Below are 21,018 nucleotides of genomic sequence, written 5' to 3' on the forward strand. Positions count from 1 at the left end.
CGACCGGCGCGGGCCGGGTTCGGCAGGTTCCGATGAAACTCCCGGGGGGACGCCGCCGTGCCCCCCGGGTCGTGCGCGGCGTGTCAGTGCGTGTGCGGGGCGACCGAGGGGCCCTCACTGGCCTGGATGAGGACGAAGCCCTGGCCCTGGTAGGAGATCTGCACGGCCTCGCCGCTGCCCCGGCCGATCAGCGCGGCGGCCTTGAAGGTCTTGTTGATGCCGGTCTGCAGGCTGGTGCTCCAGGCCACCGCGGACTGGCCGTCGGCGTAGGTGGGGGCGCGGCTCGGGTCGAGCATGACCGGGGTGCCGTGGGTGGTCAGCGCGACCCAGCCCTGGCCCTGGAGGGTGGTGTTGAACAGGCCGCCGGCCATCATGCCGCCGCCCTGGACCTTCTGGATGTCGGAGTGCAGATGGGAGTCGTAGGCCAGGATGTTGGCGCCGTTGACGGTGATGCCCTCGTTCTCCAGGTAGAAGAGGTGGATGTCGTCGGCGTCGTTGGCCACGAACAGCAGGCCCTGGCCCTTGACCCGCATCAGCGGGACGCCCTCGCCGGTCACGGCCTTCTTGATGAACTTGCCGATACCGCCGGAGCCCTCGTAGTCGAACTCCATCTGCCCCTGGAAGGCGACCATGGAGCCCTGCCGGGCCAGGACGTCGCCGTTCAGGTGGATCCGGAGCATCTTGGAGTTCTGGAGCGCGAAGTGGCCGGGGAGTTGCTGGCCCTGTTCCATGTTGCCGAAGAAGTTGCTGCGCATCGGGTGGGGCCTTGCCTTTCCTGAATGACTGCGGGTCGGGTGTGACTTCAGGCGCGACCCGTCAGCATAACGACTGGTCGCGGCCAGTCTTGAACTAATCCGGCCACTCGGGCAATCCGAACGCCGTCTTCGGACGAACAACGTGTGTGAGAGACGAATCGGCTCCCGCGGCCGAGGACGCGCAGAGGGACGGCCTGGTGGCGCACCGCTACCGGTTGCTCGCGGAACTGGGGCGCGGCGGCATGGGCGTGGTCTGGCGGGCCCGGGACGAGGTGCTGGACCGGGAGGTCGCCGTCAAGGAGATGCTCATGCCCGGCGGGCGGTCCGAGGCGGAGCGGTCGGCGACGGCCAGGCGGGCGGTGCGGGAGGCCCGCTCGGCGGCCCGGCTGTCCCATCCCGGGGTGGTGAAGGTCTTCGACGTGGTGGTCGAGGACGCCCGCCCGTGGGTGGTGATGGAGCTGGTGCGGGGGCGTTCGCTGCAGGAGGCGATCCGGCGGGACGGGCCGCTGCCGCCGGGCCGGGCCGCCCGGATCGGGCTGGAGCTGCTGGGGGCGCTGGGCGCCGCGCACGCGGTGGGGATCCTGCACCGCGACGTCAAGCCGGGGAACGTGCTGCTGGACGAGGCGACCGGCCGGGCGGTGCTGACCGACTTCGGCATCGCGGTCATCGAGGGGGAGGCGACCCTCACCCAGAACGGGGGCGTGCTCGGTTCGCCCGCCTACATCGCGCCGGAGCGGATGCGCGGTGGGCGGGCCCGGCCCGAGTCCGACCTGTGGGCGCTGGGCGCCACCCTGTACGCGGCGGTCGAGGGCCGCGCGCCGTTCCACCGGGAGGATCCGGTGGCGGTGTTCGGCGCGGTCCTGACCGAGGAGCCGGATCCGCCGGTACGGGCCGGGCCGCTGCGCCCGGTCCTCGACGGCCTGCTCCACAAGGACCCGGCGCGGCGGATGGGGGCCGGGACGGCGGAGGCGCTGCTGATCGTGGCGGGTGGAAACGGCCCGGATCCGACCTGGCCTGTGCCGGGCCGTTCCGCGGGCCCCGCCACGGCGGCACCGGCGCGTCCGCCCACGGCCCCCGCCGCCGCGCCGGCCACCGTGCCCGCGGCGGCGGCGTGGAGGGCCGGGGGTGTCCTCTTCTATGTGGGGACGGCCCTGCTGGTGGCCGGTGCGCTGGTGGCGCTGCTCATGATGAGCTGAGGCGCTCGCGGCCGTGCGGCTCGTCCCAGTCGACCAGGGGGCCCTTGGGGACGACGCCGGACGGGTTCACCATGCGCTGCGTCACGTAGTAGTGCCGCTTGATGTGGTCGAAGTCCGTCGTCTCACCGAAGGCGGGCAGGGAGTAGAGGTCGCGGGCGTAGGCCCACAGGTTGGGGTAGTCGACCAGGCGCCTCAGGTTGCACTTGAAGTGGGAGTAGTAGACCGCGTCGAACCGCGCCAGGGTCGGGTAGAGGCGCACGTCGGCCTCGGTCACCCGGTCGCCGAACAGGTAGCGGTTGCCGGCGAGGCGTTCCTCCAGGGCGTCGAGGGTGGCGAAGAGCGCTTCGACGGCCTGGTCGTAGGGCTCCTGGGCGGTGGCGAAACCGGCCTGGTAGACGCCGTTGTTGACGGTCTGGTAGACGCGCTCGTCCAGCTCGTCGATCTCGGGGCGGAGCCGTTCGGGGTAGAGGTCGGGGGCGCCGGCGGCGTGCCAGGCGGCGAACTCGGTCTCCATCGTGATCGTGATCGCCGGGAAGTCGTTGGTGACCAGCAGCCCGGTCTCGGCGTCCCACACGCAGGGGACGGTGTAGCGGCCGTCGAAGGACGGGGCGGTGGCCAGGTAGAGCTCGGACAGGAAGGTCGCCCCGGTCACCGGGTCGGGTTCGGGGAAGCGCCAGCCGCGCTCGTCCCGGATCGGGTCCACCACGCCCACGGAGATCGTCTCCTCCAGGCCCAGCAGCCGCCGGACGATCAGCGTCCGGTGCGCCCACGGGCAGGCCAGGGAGACCAGCAGGCGGTACCGGCCGGGTTCGGCGCGGTGGCCGCTGGAACCGTCGGCGGTGATGGTGTCGGTGAAGCGGTTGGGCTGCCGGACGAAACCGCCGCCCGACATCTCTGTCTCGACCGTGGTCATACCGGCGTTCCTACCCGGAACGGGCGTTCCCACCGTTTCCGCCGGGGTGGTGGCGGGGCGAGACGCGGCCCGTGATCGGCGGCAGGTCGAGGAAGGTGCGGATGCCGGGCGCGGCCGCGCACACCGCCGGGACGGCGTTGAGGGCGTGCGCCGCGGCGGCCGAGATGCCGTTGGACACCCAGTCCTCGTCGGTGCTCAGCGTGACCGAGGGGCGGCCGTGCACCCGCACCGCGTACCCGGGACGGCCCCACTCGGGGACGTGCTCGGCGTCGGCCTTGTGGATCTGCTCGACGGTGATCGCGGGGCGCCCGCCGGCCATCGCGCTGAACGTCCAGCGGGCGGCGGCCACGGTGCCGCGCTCGATCGTGCCGGAGGCGATGGTGAAGCCGTCCGGGGCGAGCCGGTAGTCCACGTCGGTGTCGATCTCGTCCAGCTCCAGGTCCAGCCCGGCGGCGACCAGGTGCATGCTCTCGGCGGCCAGCGTCTGCATGACCGCGCGGGTGGGGCGGAGTCCGCGCACGAACGCCTCCTCGGTCCTGCCGAGGCCGAGCATGCGGCGGACCATCCGGCTGGACGGGTGCCCGGAGAAGTCCGAGCACTCCCGCGTGTACACGTGGGTGATCCCTCGGGACAGCCGCGACAGCGTCAGCGGCATGAGATCGGACATGAAGCCGGGGTTGACGCCTGTCCCGTGGACGGACGTGCCGCCGCGGGCGCAGGCGTCCTCCAGCCGTTCGGCCAGGTGCTCGCCGTGTGCGCGGGGGTAGACGTAGCCGTGCGTGGCGATGACGTTCTTGCCGGAGGCCAGCAGCGCGCAGACGGTCCCGGCGTCGGCGAAGGGGTCGCCGGCGGGACCGGGCGCGTAGACGACGCAGTCGGCGTCCAGGTCGAGGATGTCGCACGGCTCCGCGGTGGCGGTGACGCCGGTGGGGGAGCGGCCCGCCAGGACCCCGGCGTCGGCGCCGGCCTTGGCGGGGTCGTACACCAGCGTCCCGGCCAGCTCGAAGCCGGGGCGTTCCAGGATGCCGCGGATGACGGCGCGGCCCAGCGCGCCGGTGGCCCACTGCACGACGCGGTACGGGCGCGGCCCGCCGCGGGACCGGGGGCCGGGGGCGCCCGCCGCCGTCGAACGGGGAGCGGCGGCGGTCGCGGTGGGCAGGTCTGGTCCGGGCATCGTCGATCCTCCGTGCTCAGCGCTGCGGAAGGGTGGTGGATCGGGCCGGGCGGCCGGTTGGCTGTGGAGCTTACGCCGAACCTTGCAGTGAAAGACGTAGTTGTTAGAACTTCCTCCCATCTCGCCGGGCTTCGGGGAGAACCGTGCCCGGCGGAGCAGGCCGGGGGCCGAGTCCGAGCGCGATTCGGTCGGGTGGTACCACTGGGTAACCCTCTGATGGTTACCTAGGGGTCATCCGGGTGGTCATCCGGGGGAACGCAGCCGCTGCGATGTGAGGAGACAGGATGTCGGAACTGCGCTACGACGGTCGCGTCGCCGTCGTCACCGGGGCCGGGCACGGCCTGGGCCGGCAGCACGCGCTGGAGCTGGCCGCGCGCGGTGCCAAGGTCGTGGTGAACGACCTGGGCGGCGACCGCGCGGGCGTCGGCTCCTCGGCGGGCCCGGCCCAGGACGTGGTCGAGGAGATCAAGAAGAACGGCGGCGAGGCCGTCGCCAACCCCGACAACGTGGCCACGGCCGAGGGCGCGCAGGCGATCATCCAGACCGCGCTGGACACCTTCGGCAAGCTCGACATCGTGATCAACAACGCCGGCATCCTGCGCGACAAGTCGTTCAAGAACATGGCGCCCGAGGAGTTCGACTCGGTCATCGCGGTGCACCTGCGCGGCTCGTTCCTGGTGTCGAGCGCCGCCTGGTCGCACCTGCGCGACCAGGGCTACGGCCGGATCGTCAACACCTCGTCCCCGGCGGGCCTGTTCGGCAACTTCGGCCAGGCCAACTACGCCACGGCCAAGATGGGCCTGGTCGGGTTCACCAAGACGCTCGCGCACGAGGGCAAGAAGTACAACGTCAAGGCCAACGCGATCGCCCCCGTCGCCTGGACCCGGATGACCGAGGACCTGCTGCCCGCCGACTTCTCCGAGAAGCTGGGCGTCGACAAGGTCACCCCGCTGGTCGCCTACCTGGCGCACGAGAGCATCGAGGTCTCCGGCGAGGTCTACACCGTCGGCGGCGGCCGGGTCGCGCGGATCCTGGTGGCCGAGGGCGCGGGCTGGGGCACCAACGACGCCCTCTCGGTGGAGGCGATCCGGGACAACTGGGAGGCCATCAACGCCGCCGAGCCGTACACCGTCTACAAGAACGTCGGCGAGCAGATGGGGCCCCTCATCCAGCAGCTGAGCTCCTGACCCGCTCCGATGGCTGATCTCCGGATCGACCGGCGGGACGGGGTGCTGGTGATCACCCTGTCCCGCCCGGAGCGACTGAACGCCGTCACCGCCGCCCTCACCGAGGAACTGCTGGACGTCCTGAACGAGCTGATGCGCGACTCGGCGACCCACGTCGTGGTCCTCACCGGCGAGGGGCGCGGGTTCTGCTCGGGCATGGACCTGATGGGCGGCGGCGCCGGCGACGGCGACGACACGGCCGGCGGCGAGGGCCGGCTCCAGCGGATCCACCACGGCATCACGCGGGGCGGCGAGGTCACCGCCCGGCTGCGGGAGATCCCGCAGCCGGTCATCGCCGCGCTGCACGGCCCCGTCGCCGGGATGGGCGTCTCCTGGGCGCTGGCGTGCGATCTGCGGGTGGCCGACCCGACGACCCGGTTCGTGGTGCCGTTCACGAACCTGGGGCTGTCGGCGGGCGACTGCGGGCTGTCGTGGCTGCTGCCGCGGCTGGTCGGCACCGCCCGCGCGGCGGAGATCTTCTACCGGGCGCAGCGGCTGGACGTGGAACGGGCCCGCGAGCTCGGCCTGGTCACCGAGGTCGCGGCGGAGGGCGGCGACCTGGACGGCGCGCTGGCGCTGGCCGGCGAGCTGCTCGCCAAGTCGCCCTACGGGCTGCGGCGCACCAAGGAGCTGCTCAACCTCACCCTGGACGCCCCGGGCCTGCGCCGGCAGCTGGCGCTGGAGACCGGGATCCAGACCATGGCGTTCTTCACCGAGGATCTCGCCGAGGGGATGGCCGCGACGCTGGAGAAGCGTCCCCCCGAGTTCAAGAACCGCTGACCGGTTCTCCGGAACGGCCGGCCGGTCCGCGCGGGCCGGCCGGCCGCGGCGGTCGGATCCGGCCCATATCGATCTTGTAGCGGTCCGGTTGCGATCCCGTACCGGTCGCGACATCGATGTTCGTCCGGGCGTGTCGCCGCCCGGAACGGGCCGTCCCGCCCAGGGGAACGGGCCCGGCCGCCCGGGGGCGCGCCCGGCCGCGGCGCGCGGCACGGCGCTCAGGGCCCTCAGGGCGCCCGCACGGGATCGCGGGCATGCGTCGCGGAGGCCAAGGTGCCCGGCGCCCTGGTGTCGGCGCTCCGGCGCCGTGAGCGGCCCGAAGGCGCGGGGCCCGCCCGGCGGGGCCCCGGAGCCGGCCCGGCGGGGGCTCCGGAGTCAGCCCGACAGGGCGCTGGAGAGCGCCTCGACGTACCGCAGCGCGGCCACCCTGGCCAGCGCCGGGTGCGCGCCCAGCGGGGCGGAGTGCTCGGCCTGCGCCGCCGCGGCGGCCGCGGCGATGTGCTCGCCGCCCGGCTCCAGCCCGATGACGTGCGGCGCCACCGCCAGCCGTGCCACGCCCGACGCGCGCAGCTGCGCGGCGGCCGCCTGGATGCCCGCGCCGTCGTCGATCCGCGCGGTGAACACCGGCGAGGCCAGCCGGGAGGCCAGCAGCACGCTGGTGACCTCGGCCTGCCGCACCGCGAGCGCGTCGCCCGGGACGACGACGATGACCCCGCCCGCGGCGGTGACCATGGTCATCATCCGGATCCGGTCGGCGCGGGCCAGCCCGGCGTCGGCCAGCCGGTCGTGCAGCGCCTCGGCGATCAGCGGGTGCGGGCCCAGCGGCTCGGCCGGGACGGCGTGCAGCGGGGCGTCCGCCACGATCTTGCGCATCGCGCCCTCGGCCGCGGGGTCGGGCCCCGTGACCAGGGGCACGACCACCGCGCCGGGTTCGTCGGGTCGCTGCTGGTCGAGCGCCGCCAGCACGGCGCCCAGGTGCCGGTCGTCCCCGTCCAGGTAACCGACCAGGGTGGGCTGGCCGGTGTGCTCGATCTCGATGAGCCTGGCGAGCTCCTCGGGGACCCCGCCGGCGCTCCGGACGGATCCGGGGACGGCGAGGACGAGGGTGGGGGAGCCGGGTGGCAGCTTGAAGGATTCGTCGCCGCGGTGCCGGCCGCCGCGCGGGGTTCGGCGGCGCCGTGACGGCAGTGCCTCGGATGCCTGGCTTTCGGGACTCACGGCGGGAATCGTAACGCCGTAACGGGCACATGGGTGATTCCGCCGCCCTTTGTTCGCCTCTGCCGCGGGGGTGACCGACACCCAACAGGGGGTTATTTGTACCGAAATATAGAGAACTTGCGGGTACGGGAGCAGCAGCCTCTATGATCGGTCGGCATCCGCAGTCCGGGGGAACGGTCTGACAGTCCGGGGGCAACCCAGGCGAGCCACGAGTGGGACATGAATCCTCGAACGCGTTCGATCCGATCAAGGATCGTCCTGCTGCTCCTGGTGCCCGTGCTGTCCCTGGTCGCGCTGTGGTCGTTCACCGCGGTGCTCACCCTCGGCGAGTCCCTCGACCACCGCGCGGCGGAGCGTTCCACGACCCGGATGCGCACCGCCGTCCAGGATGTCGTCCTCGCCCTCGGCACCGAACGGCAGGCCACCGCCGCCTTCCTCGGCGGCCCCGGCGACGCCCCGCGGACCGAGCTGGACGCCGCCCGCGGCCGTACCGACACCGCGGCCCGCGCGTTCCGCGTCCGGGCCCGTGAGGAGCTGGACGCGGCGGGCGGCCCGGACGACCGCGCGGCGGGCGCGCTGCGCGAGGCGCTGCGCGAACTGGACCGGCTGCCCGCCTCCCGGCGCACCGCCGACGGCCGCGGCATGGAGCCGGTCGCCGCGATCGACACCTACAGCGCCCCCGTCGAGGCGATGCACGCCTTCACCGAACGGCGCGCCCCCACCGCCGACGGCGCCCTCTACCACTGGAGCGCGGGCCTGGTCGCCGGCACCCGCGCCATGGACCTGGTGATGCGGGAGAGCGCGCTGGTCGCCGGCGCCGCCGCCGGGGACGGCCGGCTGACCGCCGCCGAGCACCGCCGCTTCGTCGAGACGGTCGCCGCGCAGCGGCTGCTGTGGGCCGACCAGCGGGCGCACCTGCCCGCCGGGGTGCACGGCCGCGTGCTGGCCCCGCTGTTCTCCTCGCCCGCCTACACCGGCTTCCGCGCCCTGGAGGAGGCCGTCGCCGGGGCCGCGGCCGAGGAGGCGGAGGTGGACGCCCGCCAGTGGAGCGCCACCGTCCCGCCGCTGCTCGGCACGCTCGGCGCCGCGAACCAGCAGGCGTCCCGCATGCTGGCCGCCGAGCAGGACGCCCGCGGCCGGGAGCTGACGCTGCGGCTGTCGCTGGCGGGCGGGCTCGGGCTGGTCGCGGTGCTGGCGTCGATCGTCGTGGCCTTCCGGTCCGGCCGCGGCCTGGTCGGCGAGCTGGCCGCGCTCCGCGCCGCCGCCGCCGGACCGGGCGAGCCGCCGGAGGACGCGCAGGAGCCTGCGTCCACGGCGTCTCCGCCGGCGAGCCGTACCACCGAGATCCGCCAGGTCGCGGACGCGCTCACCGGGCTCCGGCGGACCGCCGGGGAGGCCGCGGAAGGCCGCGCCGAGCTGCACGAGGTCGTGAACCGCGTCTTCCTCAACATCGCCCGCCGCAACCAGTCGCTGCTGCACCGCCAGCTGGCCATGCTGGAGGAGATGCGGGACCAGGGCCGCCCGCAGGGCGGGGACGCGGCCGAGCCCGGCCGGGTCGACCGCCTCGGGCATCTGGCCACCCGGATGCGGCGGCACGCCGAGAGCCTGATCATCCTGTCCGGCGCCAGCCCCGGCCGGGGACGCCGCGAGGCCGTCCCGATGGCGGACGTGCTCGCCGAGGCCGTCGCCGAGATCGAGGAGCGCGACCGGGTGTCGGTCCTCACGCAGTCCCGGGAGGGGCTGGTGGGCGGCGCGGTGCCCGACGTGGTCCACCTGCTGGCCGAGCTGCTGGAGAACGCGGCCACGTTCTCCCCGCCCAGCACCGCCATCCGGCTGCTGGCCGAGCGGGTGGGCAGCGGGTTCGCGATCGAGGTCGAGGACCGCGGGCTGGGCATGCGGCCCGCCGAGCTGGACGAGCTCAACGCCCGGCTCGCCGCCCCGCCGGAGTTCGACCTGGCCGACACCGACCGCCTGGGACTCCTGGTGGTCGCGCGGCTCGCCGCCCGGCACGGGGCCCGGGTCTCGCTGCGGCCCTCCCCGTACGGCGGCACCACCGCGATCGTGGTGCTGCCGCACGAGCTCATGGTCCCCGCCGAGCGCGTGACCCGTCCCGGACGCGCGCTCCTGGCCGCGCGCCCCGCCCCGTCCGAGGCGCCCCGGGTGCCCGAAGAACCCGAAGAACCTGAAGGACCCGAAGAACTTGAGGAACCAGCGTCGTCCGTGCCCGTGCCGGAGTCCGAGTCCTTCCCGGACGTCGAGCCCGCTCCGGAACCCGTTCCGCTGCTCCGCATCGCGGGCCGGACGATGCCCCAGAACGACCAAGATGCCCCCGAAACCGGCGTTTCTGCTGCGAACTCCGCGTCGGCGGGCAATCCTTGGTTCGACGACGTCGCCGACCCGGCCGCCCCCGCGGCCGCGGAAGGCGGCGTCGAGCCCCGGGAGGGCGGACGCCCTCCCGTGCCGGGAGCCGGCGCGCGCACCGCCACCGGCGGTGCGGGCGCGGCGAACGGCGGCGGGCAGCCGTCCGAGCCGGCGGACACCCACGCCGGCTTGCCCCGGCGGCGACGCCAGGAGAGCCTGGCCCCGCAACTGCGAAGGAAGCACGGAACGCCGCCACCACCGGCGGCGGAACAGGGTCCGGCCGGCGTCATCGTCCGGTCGCCCGAGGAGGCCCGTTCGATGATGGCGTCGATACAGCGAGGATGGCGACGCGCCCGAGCGTCGGATCAGGGGGATGAGGAAGCGCGATGATGCACAACACCGCGACCGGTGAACTGAACTGGCTGCTCAACGACTTCGCCGGGCGCGTCCCGACGGTCCGCCAGGCGGTGATCCTCTCTCGTGACGGCCTGGCCGTCGCGGCCTCCCAGGAACTGGGACGTGAGGACGCCGAGCACCTGTCGGCGCTGGCGGCCGGGGTGCAGAGCCTGGCCCGCGGCGCCGGCCGGCACTTCGGCGGCGGCAACGTCCGGCAGACCATCATCGAGATGGACTCCATGCTGCTGTTCGTCACCGCGGCGGGCAAGGGCGCCTGCCTGGCGGTGCTGGCGGCCGCCGACGCCGACGCCGGCCTGATCGCCTACGAGATGGCCGTCCTGGTCAAGCGGGTGGGTCAGCACCTGCAGGCCAGCCCGCGCTTCGCCGGTACGGGCTTCGACGGGGCCTGACCCGGCATGGACGGCGCGGCGGCGCACCAGGCGAGGGCGGGCGCCGCCCCGGCCGCCGGCCCGCCGCGGGCGGTGCGCCGGTGACGCCCGGGCCGCTGGTCACCACCAAGATCCTCGTGGCCGGCGGCTTCGGCGTCGGGAAGACCACGATGGTGGGCTCCATCAGCGAGATCCGCCCGCTGCACACCGAGGAGCCGCTGACCGGCCGCGGCGCCGGCGTGGACGACGTCGCGGGCGTGGAGCGCAAGGGCACCACCACCGTGGCCATGGACTTCGGCCGCGTCACGCTGACCGAGCGGCTGGTGCTCTACCTGTTCGGCACGCCCGGGCAGGAGCGGTTCTGGTTCATGTGGGACGAGCTCGCCTACGGCGCGCTCGGCGCGGTGGTGCTGGCCGACACCCGGCGGCTGCGCGACTGCTTCCCGTCCATCGACTACTTCGAGCAGCGCGGCACGCCGTTCGTGGTGGCGGTCAACTGCTTCGACGGCGTCGAGTCGCACCGTCCCGAGGACATCGCGATCGCGCTGGACCTCGATCCCGGCGTCCCGGTCGTGCTGTGCGACGTGCGCAGCCGCGACTCGGCCAGGACGTGCTGATCCGGCTGGTCGAGCACGTGCTGAGCTGGTCGGACGCCGAGGAGGGCGCCGCCGCCCCCGCCGGTTGACATGGGCCGGCGCCGCCCGGCGTAGTAGGCTCCGGCAGTCCCCCCTTAAACCTACATATCGAGAGGTTTTCCCCCGCATGTCGCGCCTCTGGCAGCTCTCCGCTCCCGACGGGCGCAGGGGTCATCAGCGGTGATGGCCCGGCGCTTCTCCTCGATCCGGACCTGGATCGTCCTGCTGATCCTGGTCCCGCTGATCTCCCTGGCCGCCCTGTGGGCGTTCGCCATCGGCACCACCTACGGCGACGCCCGGCAGCTCCAGCAGAGCAACCAGTTCCAGGAGAAGTCGCTGCTGCCCACACAGCGGCTGATCGACGCCCTGCAGAAGGAGCGCAGGCTGTCCCTGGGCCGCCTCGCCGGGTCCCGCGCGGCGACGCCGTCCGCGCTGGCGGACCAGCGCCGCGCCACCGACCGGGTCCGGGCCGAGGTGCGGCGGCACGCCGCCGACCGCCGGCTGCGCAACGCGATCGACCGGCCCGTGGTGGAGCGGATCGACGTGTTCGTGACCCGGCTGAACGGGCTGGAGCAGATGCGCGGCGGGGTGGACGGCCGCACCACGGACCGGTCGCGGGTGCTGGAGGAGTACTCCGGGCTGGTGGACGCGGCGTTCGCCATCTACGCCTCGGTGGCGCCCGCCGACGCGCGGATCGCCGCGCAGGGCACGACGCTGATCGCGATGGCCCGGGCGCGGGAGTTCCTGGCCCGCGAGGACGCGCTGCTGACCGGCGCGGCGGTCGCCGGGCACCTCACCGTCGCCGAGCGCGCCCAGTTCGCCCAGCTGGTGGGCGCGCAGCGGCACCTGTACGCCGACAACTCGGCCGGGCTGCGGGCCGCGCAGCGCGACCGGCTGCGCAACCTGCTCGCCACGCCGGAGTTCACGCACATGCGCCGGCTGGAGGACCAGATCGTGCGCGGCGCGGAGCCGGCCGAGCACCGCGCCGGGCAGGGACAGCCCGGCGGGCGCAACGGCACCGGCCAGGGCGGCCAGGGCCGCGGCGGCTCCGGGAACGGCGCGGGCGGGGACACCGCGGGCGGCGACGCCGGCGGGGCCGGGAACGAGGCCGCCCTCGCGCCGGTGGACGCCGCCTCCTGGCGGGCCACCGTGGACACCGTCGCCGGGCGCCTGTTCGAGTTCGAGAACGCCTCCCTCGAGGACATCACCCACCGGGCCGAGGACATCGCCTTCGGCGTGGTGCGGCGGCTGGCGCTGGCGGGCGGGACCGGCCTGGTCGCCATCGTGGTCTCGATCGTCATCGCGATCCGGGTCTCGCGCCGGCTCCTGGGGGAGACCCGGACGCTGGCCAGGGGCGTGGGCGACTTCACCCGCCGCACCCTGCCGATGCTGGCCGAGCGGGCGCGCGACGGGGAGCCGATCGACGGGATCGACGACGACGTCCCCGACATCGACTACCGGATCAACGAGATCCGCGAGATCTCCGAGTCGTTCCAGCGCGCCCGGGACGCGGTGCTGGTCGCCGCCGCCCGCGAGCTGGAGGTCCGCAACGGGCTCAGCGAGGTGTTCGTCAACCTGGCCCGCCGCAACCAGGCCCTGCTGCACCGCCAGCTCAGCCTGCTGGACACCATGGAGCGCCGCACCGAGGACCCGGCCGAGCTGTCGGACCTGTTCCGGCTGGACCACCTGGCCACCCGCATGCGCCGGCACGCCGAGGGCCTGGTCATCCTGGCGGGCAAGTCCGCCGGGCGCGGCTGGCGCCGCCCGGTGCCGGTGGTGGACGTGGTCCGCGGCGCGGTCGCCGAGGTCGAGGACTACCCGCGGGTCCGGGTGCAGCCGCTGCCCCGGGTCGCCCTGCAGGGCACCGCGGTCGCCGACGTCATCCACATGCTCGCCGAGATCGTGGAGAACGCCACCACGTACTCGCCGCCCCAGTCGCCGGTGCGGGTCAGCGGCCACAGCGTGGCCAACGGCCTGGTCGTCGAGGTCGAGGACCGCGGCCTGGGGATGACCGAGCACGACCTGACGATCGCCAACGAGCGGCTGGCCGAGCCGCCGGAGTTCGACCCGTCCGACAGCGCCCGGCTGGGCCTGTTCGTGGTCGCCCGGCTGGCCCGCCGGCACGGCATCACCGTCAGCCTGCGGCAGTCCCCGTACGGGGGGACGACCGCGATCGCGCTCATCCCGGCCGCGCTCATCACCGACGTCCCCGAGCCCGAGCCCGCCGGGCGGCGCGGCACCGGCCCGATGGCGGCCATGCCCGAGCACGCCGGGATCTCGGCGGGCGGCGGCGGGGGCGCGCGGCCGTCCGGCGACACCGGTCCGGTGCGGCTGGTGTCCAACCCGCCTCCGGCGGATGCGGGCCGTCCGCTGGCCTCGGCGCCGCCGCTCCCGCCCGCGCCGTCCGTCCCGCCTGTTCCGCCCGTGGCGCCTCCGGCTCCCGTTCCGCCCGCGCCGCCCGCTCCCGCGGCGCCGCCCGCACCGCCCGCACCGCCCGCGGAGCCGGTGCGGCAGTCCCGGGACGAGCCGGCCCAGGAGCAGGCGCCCCTGGCCGAGGGAGAGCTCCCGCGGCGCAGGCGGCAGACGCACCTGGCGCCCCAGCTCAAGGAGCGCGTGGACGCCGACCTGGCGGCCGAGCGGCGCGGCGAGGCCGTCCCGCCCGTTCCCAAGCAGATCCCGCGGATTCCGACGCTTCCGCAGGGGCCGGCGGTCCCGCCGGTTCCCGCGGGCCCGCCGGAGCGTCCCGTGCCGCTCGCGGCTCCCGTTCCCCCCGCCGCCCCACCCCCGGCGGAGCCGATCGCGACGGATCCGCCCACGGCGGCCGGCGCGACCCGGCATGATCAGGTTGACGACGTTCCGGACGGTCCGGGCGGCCCGGATCCGGGTGGGCCGGACCCGGGGGACGACCGGCCGCGCACGCCGGAGGAGATGCGATCGATCATGTCCTCCATGCAACGCGGCTGGGAGCGCGGACGTATTGATTCAGGACAGGCGGCGCAAGCCGGGCAGTCCCGAGCCGAGGAGGACGACACCCCATGACCGAAGCCCAGCAGGCAGGCGCGGATCCCGGCGCGGCGGCCGGCGAGCTGAACTGGCTGCTCGACAGCCTGGTCCAGCGGGTGGCGCAGGTGCAGAACGCGGCCGTGCTGTCCAGCGACGGTCTGCGGATCGCCGCGTCCAAGGGACTGGGCAAGGAGCAGTCCGACCACCTCTCGGCGGTGGCGGCCACCTTCCAGAGCCTGGCCCGCGGCGCCGGCGAGACGTTCGGCGGCGGCCCCGTCCGGCAGACCATCGTGGAGATGGAGTCGGCGTTCCTGTTCGTCACCGCGGCGGGCAAGGGCGCCTGCCTGGCGGTGCTGGCCGACGCCGACGCCGACCTCGGCGTGATCGCCTACGAGATGGCGATGCTGGTGACCCGGGTGGGGCAGCACCTGTCGGCCAATCCGCGGATCGTCGCGGCCGACCTGGGCGGCGCCTGAGGTGTCCCGGGTCCCGCACGCCGGGGAAGGGGCGGCCTGGTTCGACGACGCGGCCGGGCCGGTGGTGCGCCCGTACGCCCTCACCGGCGGACGCACCGACTACGACGCCGAGGTCCTCGACCTGGTCGCGCTGATCGTGACCGAGGAGGGGACGGCGGAGGCCGGCGGCCTGGACGGCGCCGGGCACGGGACGGGCGGCTGGGCCCCCGACCCCGAACATGAGATGATCTTGGAGCTTTGCCGCACCCCGCTGTCGGTGGTCGAGATAGCGTCGGAACTGGAACTCGCCCTGGGCGTCGTCCGCGTGCTGCTGGGCGATCTGCTCGACCACTCGCTGGTCCGCGTCCGGCGTCCGGCGCCGGTGGCGCAGTTCCCCAGCGAGCGCGTACTCAAGGAAGTGATCGATGGAATCCGTGCGCTCTGACCCGGCCGTGGCCGCCGGGGAATCCGCGCTGACCGTCAAGATCCTCGTTGCCGGAGGTTTCGGCGTCGGCAAGTCCACCCTGGTGAGCGCGGTCAGCGAGATCCGTCCGCTGCGCACCGAGGAGGCGCTGACCGAGAAGAGCATCGGGATCGACGACACCTCCGCCGTGGCCAACAAGACGACCACGACGGTGGCCATGGACTTCGGCCGCATCACGCTGCCCAACGGCCTGGTGCTGTTCGTGTTCGGCACCCCCGGCCAGGACCGGTTCTGGTTCATGTGGGACGAGCTGGCCAAGGGCGCCCTGGGGGCGGTGGTGCTGGTCGACACCCGCCGGCTGGCCGACTGCTTCGCCTCGGTGGACTACTTCGAGCGCCGCGGCGTGCCGTTCATCATCGGCGTGAACCGGTTCGAGGACTCGGCGGTGCACTCGCCCGACCAGGTCCGGGACGCCCTGGACCTGTCCCCCGACATCCCGGTGATCAACTGTGACGTGCGGGAGCGCGAGTCGGCCAAGCAGGTGCTCATCGCGCTGGTGGAGCACATCATGCGCTCGATGAGCAGCCGCCGCGACCCGGGCGCCCTCACCTACTGACCGACTCCGCCTGACCGACTCCGCGCGACGATCCGCGCGACGACCCCGCGCCCCCGACCCCGCGCCCCCGACCCCGCAGCCCCCGACCTCCCCGCCCCCGAGAAGCTCCGAGACCCCCGCCGGCCGCCGCAGGCCGGCGGGGGTCTCTTTCGCTCCGGCTTTGTCCTCTCTCAGGAGAAAGTTAGGAACGATCTGATTAAAAGGTCTTCTCAACGGAACGAAAGACGGTTACCTTCTCGCCAGGCCCGGCGCTCGGCGACCTCCCGGCGGGGCGCCGGGACTATCCGAAGGGACGGCGTGATGCGCATGACGGCTCGACCGCAGAACGTGCACCAGGCACGACTGCTGCGGCTGCTGCGCGACGAGGGCCCGCGTTCGCGCGCCGAGCTCGGGGACGTCGTGCACCTCTCCCGGTCCAAGCTGGCCGTGGAGCTCGACCGGCTGGTCGCGCTGGGCCTGGTCGAGGCCGCCGGGCTGGCGGCCTCCCGCGGCGGGCGCCGCTCGGGCATCGTGCGGCTCTCGCCCGCGCTGCGGTTCGTGGCCTTCGACATCGGGGCCACCTCGATCGACGTGGCCGTGACCAACGGCGAGCTGGAGGTGCTCGGGCACGTCAGCGAGCCGTGCGAGGTCCGGGCGGGCGCGACCGTCGTCCTGGACCGCGCCCTGGACCTGCTCGGCAAGCTGCGCGACGAGGGGCTGATCCCGCAGGAGGTGCACGGCACCGGCATCGGGGTGCCCGGCCCGGTCAGCTTCCGCGACGGCATGCCGGTGGCGCCGCCGATCATGCCCGGCTGGGACCGCTTCCCCGTCCGCGAGGCGATCGGCCAGGAGCTCGGCTGCCCGGTGCTGGTCGACAACGACGTCAACATCATGGCGCTGGGCGAGCTGCACGCCGGCCCCGCCCGCTCGGTGAACGACTTCCTGCTCGTCAAGATCGGCACCGGTATCGGCTGCGGCATCGTCGTGGACGGCGCCATCTACCGCGGCGTCTCCGGCAGCGCCGGCGACATCGGCCACATCCGGGTCGCCGACGACGGCCCGGTGTGCGCCTGCGGCAACACCGGCTGCCTGGAGGCCTACTTCGGCGGCGCCGCGCTGGCCCGGGACGCCGCCGCCGAGGCCCGCCTGGGCCGCTCGGCGCGGCTCGCCGAGATCCTCGCCGCCACCGGGGAGATCACCGCGCTGGACGTGGCGGCCGCGGCGGCCGCCGGCGACCCGGTCGCGGTCCGGCTGATCCGCGAGGGCGGGCGGCACGTCGGGCAGGTGCTCGCCGGGCTGGTCAGCTTCTTCAACCCCGGGCTCGTCATCATCGCGGGCGGCGTGGCGGGGCTCGGGCACACCCTGCTGGCCGAGATCCGCAGCGTCGTCTACCGCAGGTCGCTGCCGCTGGCGACCGGCAACCTCCCGATCGTGCTGTCCGAGCTCGCCGGCGCCGCCGGCGTGATCGGCGGCGCCCGTCTCATCAGCGACCACGTCTTCGCCACAGCCTGACCCCACCCCCCGGCAGAGGAGACCCCCGTGGGCCCTGCGAAGGACAGCGACGACGGCCCCCCGGCCGCGGCCGCGCACGACACCGTCCCCGAGGAGGACGCCGAGGACGCCGCCGGCCCGCTGCTGCGGATGCGCGGCATCGTCAAGCGGTTCCCCGGCGTCCGCGCCCTGGACGGCGTCGACCTGGACGTCCGCGCCGGCGAGGTGCACTGCCTGCTCGGCCAGAACGGCGCCGGCAAGTCCACCCTGATCAAGGTGCTGGCCGGGGCGCACCGTCCCGACGGCGGCGAGATCTCACTGGGCGGCGAGCCGTTCGCCCCGGCCGACCCGACCGCGGCCATGCGCGCCGGGATCGCCACCATCTACCAGGAGCTGGACCTGGTGGACGGCCTGTCGGTGGCCGACAACATCTTCCTCGGCCACGAGCGGGCCCGGTTCGGCTTCACCCGCCGCGCCGACGGCGAGCGCGAGGCCCGCGCGCTGCTGGCCCGGCTCGGGCACGGCGAGATCCCGCCGCGCCGCGAGACCGGCCGGCTGCCCGCCGCGGGCCGCCAGGTGGTGAGCATGGCGCGGGCGCTGTCGCACGAGGCCCGGCTGATCGTCATGGACGAGCCGTCCGCCGCGCTGGCGCACGACGAGGTCTCCAACCTGTTCCGCATCATCCGGGAGCTGACCGCGGCCGGGGTGGCGGTGGTGTACATCTCGCACCGGCTGGAGGAGATCCGGGAGATCGGCGACCGCGTCACCGTCCTCAAGGACGGCCGCACCGTCGCCACCAACCTGCCGGCCCGCACCACCCCGACGTCCCGGATCGTGTCCCTGATGACGGGCCGCGACGTGGAGTACGCCTTCCCCGGCCGGTCCTCCCGCGAGGACGGCGACGAGGTCCTCAAGGTCGAGGGCCTGTCACTGGCGGGCTGGTTCGAGGACGTCTCCTTCACCGTCCGGGCGGGGGAGATCGTCGGGCTGGCGGGCCTGGTCGGCTCGGGCCGCTCGGAGATCCTGGAGACCGTCTACGGCAGCCGCAGGCCCACCGCCGGGCGGGTCCTGCTGGACGGCCGCCCGGTGCGTCCGGGCGACACCGGCGCGGCGGTGCGGCGCGGGATGGGCATGGCCCCGGAGGAGCGCAAGAGCCAGGCGCTGCTGCTGCACGAGTCGGTCGCCGGGAACGTCTCGCTGGCCGGGCTGGGCCGCTACTCGAAACTGGGCTGGCTCGACCGCCGCCGCGAGAACGCGGACGTGCGGCGGCAGATCGAGGCGCTCGACATCCGCCCGCCCGACCCGCGCCGCCCGGTGGCGACGCTGTCGGGCGGCAACCAGCAGAAGGTCGTCCTGGCCCGCTGGCTGCTGGACGCCGGCGGCGAGACCTCGGGGGGCCTGCGCCTGCTCGTCCTGGACGAGCCCACCCGCGGCGTCGACGTGGGCGCCCGCGCGGAGCTGTACGCGGTGATCCGCGAGCTGGCCGACCGGGGCGTGGCGGTGCTGCTGGTGTCCAGCGAGGTCCCCGAGGTGCTCGGGCTGGCCGACCGCGTCCTGGTCGTCCGCGAGGGCCGGATCATCCACCAGGCACCCGGCCGCGACCTCGACGAATCCCGGGTACTCAACATGATCATGGAGGGGAGGGCCACGTGACCGAGCGGAGCGAGGGAACCGATAGGCACAGCACCCTGGTCACGGGGCCGACGAAGGAGGCCCTGTGACGGAAGCCGGAGTGGGACCCAAGGAGGGGCTGGACGGCGGGCCCTCCGCGCGGGAGGGAGCCGTCAAGGGCGGCGACTCCGGGTCGCGGCCGCCCTGGGGGCGGCTGCCGTGGCAGCGGCCGAACGGCGACGGGAACGGCAACGGGGCGGTGGGCGGGCCCGGCGAGATCCGCCATCTGGGCCTGGTCGCCGCGCTGGTGCTGCTGGGGCTGGTCGGCCTGGTCACCCAGCCCGACAACTTCGCGACGTCGGGCAACCTGGTCGGGATCCTGGCGCTGGCGTCCACCATCGGCGTCATCACCGTCGGCATGACCTTCGTGATCATCGGCGGCGGGATCGACCTGTCGGTGGGCGCGCTGATGGCGCTGGCCTCGGTGTGGGCGACGACGCTGGCGACCCAGTCGTACGGGCCGGTCGTGATGGCGGTGTGCGCGATCCTGGTCGGCACCGGCGCCGGGCTGGTGAACGGGCTGCTCATCTCCTACGGGCGGCTGGTGCCGTTCATCGCGACGCTGGCGATGCTGGTGGCCGCGCGGGGGCTGGCGCAGCGCATGTCGGACCGCAAGACCCAGCTGATCCGTCCCGAGAACGACGCGATCGAGGCGCTGTCCACGACCAAGCTGCTGGGGCTGCCGCTGGTGGTGTTCATCTTCGCCGCGGTGGCCGCCGCGGGCTGGGTGCTGCTCAACCGGACCACGTTCGGGCGGCGCACGTTCGCGGTCGGCGGCAACCCCGAGGCGGCCCGGCTGGCCGGCATCAACGTGCGGCGCCAGACCCTGGCCCTGTACGCGCTGTCCGGGCTGTGCTGCGGCATCGCCGCGATCATCATCATGGCCCGCACCACGACCGGCTCCAGCACCCACGGCGACCTGTACGAGCTGGACGCCATCGCCGCGGTCATCATCGGCGGCACGCTGCTCACCGGCGGCCGCGGCACGCTGGTCGGCTCGATCCTGGGCGTGCTGGTGTTCACGCTCATCACCAACCTGTTCATCCTCAACGGCCTGCAGACCAGCGACCAGCTGATCGCCAAGGGCGTGATCATCGTGATCGCCGTGCTGCTGCAGCGCCGGGGCCTGCGCGGCCCCACCTGACCCCGCCGCCCGCCCACCCTGTCCGCACCGACCGCCAGGCTCCCGCCCCACCCCCCAACCAGGAGCACGCCATGGACAACGCCCGACCCAGCCGCCGCAACCTGCTGCTCGGCGGCGCCGCCGTCGCGGCCGGCGGCCTGGCCGCCGCCTGCACCAGCAACGACCCCGAGCAGGAGACCGCGCCGGCCGCCCAGGTCGGCAACAACGCCGGCGACAACGACAAGCCCGGCCAGAAGGTCACCATCGGCTTCTCCGCGCCCGCCGCCGACCACGGCTGGATCGCGGCCATCACCAAGAACGCCGAGGCCCAGGCCAAGCGCTACTCCGACGTCACGTGGAAGCCGGTCGAGCCGACCAACGACATCAACCAGCAGATCTCCGCCGTGGAGTCGCTGATCTCCGCCAAGGTGAACGCGCTGGTGCTGCTGCCCAACGACGGCGAGCAGCTCAACCAGGTGGCCCGCAAGGCGATGGACGCCGGCATCCCGGTCATCAACCTGGACCGGGTGTTCCCCGACAAGCTGTCGTACCGGACGTGGATCGGCGGCGACAACTACGGCATGGGCGTGGCCGCCGGGCACTACACCGGCCGCAGGCTCAAGGAGAAGGGCGTCACCAACCCGGTGATCGTCGAGATCCAGGGGATCGCGACGCTGCCCCTCACCCAGGACCGCAGCAAGGGCTTCGCCGACGCGCTGAAGACCTTCGGGTTCAACGTCACCGCCAAGCAGGACGCCAAGTTCACGGTGGAGACCGGCAACCAGGTCGCCGCCAACCTCCTGCAGGCGCACAAGAAGATCGACGCGCTGTGGAACCACGACGACGACCAGGGCGTGGGCGTGCTGGCCGCGATCAAGCAGGCCGGCCGCAAGGAGTTCTTCATGGTCGGCGGCGCGGGCTCGGCCAACGCGATGCGGGAGATCAAGACCGGCGGGGTGCTGGAGGCCACCGTCACCTACAGCCCCACCATGGCCGGCTCGGCGATCCGGGTGGCCCGGTTGATCGCGCAGGGCAAGGGGATGGCCGACCTCGTGGAGCAGCAGGTCCCGCAGTCGATCACGCTGGCCTCGGAGACCATCACCCGGCAGAACGTCGACAAGTACATGCCGCTCGGCTTCGAGTCCTGAGCACGGCCGCGGGACCGGGCCGCCGCCTTCCGGGGGCGGCCCGGCCGCGGTGCCCGGCGCGCGCC

17 protein-coding genes and 1 pseudogene are annotated in these 21,018 nt (G+C 74.1%); 14 read left to right on the forward strand and 4 right to left on the reverse strand.

Features of this window, described 5'->3' with window-relative positions; genetic code table 11:
- Positions 1-83: 83 nt before the first annotated feature.
- On the reverse strand, positions 84-755 hold the full coding sequence (locus tag ACFPZN_RS41095) for an AIM24 family protein (RefSeq protein WP_378288005.1): 672 nt from the start codon (positions 753-755) through the stop codon (positions 84-86).
- Positions 756-901: 146 nt separating this feature from the next.
- On the opposite strand from ACFPZN_RS41095, the gene ACFPZN_RS41100 reads away from it, so the two are divergent.
- Positions 902-1,951, forward strand: a complete 1,050-nt coding sequence (locus tag ACFPZN_RS41100; RefSeq protein WP_378288006.1) for a serine/threonine-protein kinase — start codon at positions 902-904, stop codon at positions 1,949-1,951.
- On the opposite strand, the gene ACFPZN_RS41105 is transcribed toward ACFPZN_RS41100, so the two are convergent.
- Both ACFPZN_RS41105 and ACFPZN_RS41110 read right to left on the reverse strand, forming a co-directional pair.
- Complete coding sequence (locus ACFPZN_RS41105; RefSeq protein WP_378288007.1) at positions 1,938-2,864, reverse strand: glutathione S-transferase family protein; 927 nt, start codon at positions 2,862-2,864, stop codon at positions 1,938-1,940. The two genes, ACFPZN_RS41100 and ACFPZN_RS41105, sit on opposite strands and share 14 nt — an antisense overlap.
- Positions 2,865-2,874: 10 nt before the next feature.
- Positions 2,875-4,038, reverse strand: a complete 1,164-nt coding sequence (locus tag ACFPZN_RS41110; RefSeq protein ID WP_378288008.1) for an NAD(P)H-dependent amine dehydrogenase family protein — start codon at positions 4,036-4,038, stop codon at positions 2,875-2,877.
- Between the two features lie 284 nt (positions 4,039-4,322).
- On the opposite strand from ACFPZN_RS41110, the gene ACFPZN_RS41115 reads away from it, so the two are divergent.
- Together ACFPZN_RS41115 and ACFPZN_RS41120 are read left to right on the forward strand one after the other, a co-directional pair.
- Complete coding sequence (locus ACFPZN_RS41115; RefSeq protein WP_378288009.1) at positions 4,323-5,225, forward strand: SDR family oxidoreductase; 903 nt, start codon at positions 4,323-4,325, stop codon at positions 5,223-5,225.
- Positions 5,226-5,234: 9 nt separating this feature from the next.
- Positions 5,235-6,044 (forward strand): enoyl-CoA hydratase/isomerase family protein, encoded by an 810-nt coding sequence (locus tag ACFPZN_RS41120; protein WP_378288010.1) that lies wholly within the window; start codon positions 5,235-5,237, stop codon positions 6,042-6,044.
- 375 nt (positions 6,045-6,419) lie between these two features.
- Here the strand turns inward: ACFPZN_RS41120 and ACFPZN_RS41125 are convergent, their stop codons facing one another.
- On the reverse strand, positions 6,420-7,262 hold the full coding sequence (locus ACFPZN_RS41125; RefSeq protein ID WP_378288011.1) for a sirohydrochlorin chelatase: 843 nt from the start codon (positions 7,260-7,262) through the stop codon (positions 6,420-6,422).
- A gap of 219 nt (positions 7,263-7,481) precedes the next feature.
- Between ACFPZN_RS41125 and ACFPZN_RS41130 the strand changes: the two genes are divergently transcribed.
- From ACFPZN_RS41130 to ACFPZN_RS41180, 11 genes and pseudogenes are all read left to right on the forward strand, one after another.
- Entirely contained in the window at positions 7,482-10,013 is a 2,532-nt protein-coding gene (locus ACFPZN_RS41130; RefSeq protein WP_378288012.1) for a sensor histidine kinase, read from the forward strand.
- A complete protein-coding gene (locus ACFPZN_RS41135) occupies positions 10,013-10,429 on the forward strand; it encodes a roadblock/LC7 domain-containing protein (RefSeq protein WP_378288027.1) in 417 nt (138 codons plus the stop codon). Before ACFPZN_RS41130 ends, ACFPZN_RS41135 begins: the two co-directional genes overlap by 1 nt.
- Before the next feature lie 80 nt (positions 10,430-10,509).
- Positions 10,510-11,093 (forward strand): annotated as a pseudogene (locus ACFPZN_RS41140) (GTP-binding protein).
- Between the two features lie 133 nt (positions 11,094-11,226).
- On the forward strand, positions 11,227-14,082 hold the full coding sequence (locus ACFPZN_RS41145) for a sensor histidine kinase (RefSeq protein WP_378288028.1): 2,856 nt from the start codon (positions 11,227-11,229) through the stop codon (positions 14,080-14,082).
- Positions 14,079-14,522, forward strand: coding sequence for a roadblock/LC7 domain-containing protein (locus ACFPZN_RS41150; protein WP_378288013.1), 444 nt, complete (start codon positions 14,079-14,081; stop codon positions 14,520-14,522). The genes ACFPZN_RS41145 and ACFPZN_RS41150 overlap by 4 nt, the downstream gene beginning before the upstream one ends.
- A gap of 1 nt (position 14,523) precedes the next feature.
- Entirely contained in the window at positions 14,524-14,946 is a 423-nt protein-coding gene (locus tag ACFPZN_RS41155) for a DUF742 domain-containing protein (RefSeq protein WP_378288014.1), read from the forward strand.
- Positions 14,927-15,541: a GTP-binding protein gene (locus ACFPZN_RS41160; RefSeq protein WP_378288015.1), complete on the forward strand. Its 615-nt coding sequence runs from the start codon at positions 14,927-14,929 to the stop codon at positions 15,539-15,541. Before ACFPZN_RS41155 ends, ACFPZN_RS41160 begins: the two co-directional genes overlap by 20 nt.
- 306 nt (positions 15,542-15,847) lie before the next feature.
- Positions 15,848-17,032: an ROK family transcriptional regulator gene (locus ACFPZN_RS41165; RefSeq protein WP_378288016.1), complete on the forward strand. Its 1,185-nt coding sequence runs from the start codon at positions 15,848-15,850 to the stop codon at positions 17,030-17,032.
- Between the two features lie 27 nt (positions 17,033-17,059).
- Positions 17,060-18,664, forward strand: a complete 1,605-nt coding sequence (locus tag ACFPZN_RS41170) for a sugar ABC transporter ATP-binding protein (protein WP_378288017.1) — start codon at positions 17,060-17,062, stop codon at positions 18,662-18,664.
- A 64-nt stretch (positions 18,665-18,728) separates the two neighbouring features.
- Entirely contained in the window at positions 18,729-19,826 is a 1,098-nt protein-coding gene (locus ACFPZN_RS41175; protein ID WP_378288018.1) for an ABC transporter permease, read from the forward strand.
- 71 nt (positions 19,827-19,897) lie between these two features.
- A complete protein-coding gene (locus ACFPZN_RS41180; protein ID WP_378288019.1) occupies positions 19,898-20,953 on the forward strand; it encodes an ABC transporter substrate-binding protein in 1,056 nt (351 codons plus the stop codon).
- The last annotated feature ends 65 nt before the right edge of the window (positions 20,954-21,018 follow it).

The sequence above is a fragment of the Actinomadura rugatobispora genome, assembly GCF_042656285.1.
Taxonomy (GTDB): Bacteria; Actinomycetota; Actinomycetes; order Streptosporangiales; family Streptosporangiaceae; genus Spirillospora; species Spirillospora rugatobispora.

Excerpts from the sequence above, each read along its gene's own strand:
- ACFPZN_RS41095 (WP_378288005.1), bottom strand. The coding sequence starts at position 755 with ATGCGCAGCAACTTCTTCGGCAACATGGAACAGGGCCAGCAACTCCCC.
- ACFPZN_RS41105 (WP_378288007.1), bottom strand. The coding sequence starts at position 2,864 with ATGACCACGGTCGAGACAGAGATGTCGGGCGGCGGTTTCGTCCGGCAG.
- ACFPZN_RS41110 (WP_378288008.1), bottom strand. The coding sequence starts at position 4,038 with ATGCCCGGACCAGACCTGCCCACCGCGACCGCCGCCGCTCCCCGTTCG.
- ACFPZN_RS41115 (WP_378288009.1), top strand. The coding sequence starts at position 4,323 with ATGTCGGAACTGCGCTACGACGGTCGCGTCGCCGTCGTCACCGGGGCC.
- ACFPZN_RS41120 (WP_378288010.1), top strand. The coding sequence starts at position 5,235 with ATGGCTGATCTCCGGATCGACCGGCGGGACGGGGTGCTGGTGATCACC.
- ACFPZN_RS41130 (WP_378288012.1), top strand. The coding sequence starts at position 7,482 with ATGAATCCTCGAACGCGTTCGATCCGATCAAGGATCGTCCTGCTGCTC.
- ACFPZN_RS41135 (WP_378288027.1), top strand. The coding sequence starts at position 10,013 with ATGCACAACACCGCGACCGGTGAACTGAACTGGCTGCTCAACGACTTC.
- ACFPZN_RS41145 (WP_378288028.1), top strand. The coding sequence starts at position 11,227 with ATGGCCCGGCGCTTCTCCTCGATCCGGACCTGGATCGTCCTGCTGATC.
- ACFPZN_RS41150 (WP_378288013.1), top strand. The coding sequence starts at position 14,079 with ATGACCGAAGCCCAGCAGGCAGGCGCGGATCCCGGCGCGGCGGCCGGC.
- ACFPZN_RS41160 (WP_378288015.1), top strand. The coding sequence starts at position 14,927 with ATGGAATCCGTGCGCTCTGACCCGGCCGTGGCCGCCGGGGAATCCGCG.
- ACFPZN_RS41165 (WP_378288016.1), top strand. The coding sequence starts at position 15,848 with ATGACGGCTCGACCGCAGAACGTGCACCAGGCACGACTGCTGCGGCTG.
- ACFPZN_RS41180 (WP_378288019.1), top strand. The coding sequence starts at position 19,898 with ATGGACAACGCCCGACCCAGCCGCCGCAACCTGCTGCTCGGCGGCGCC.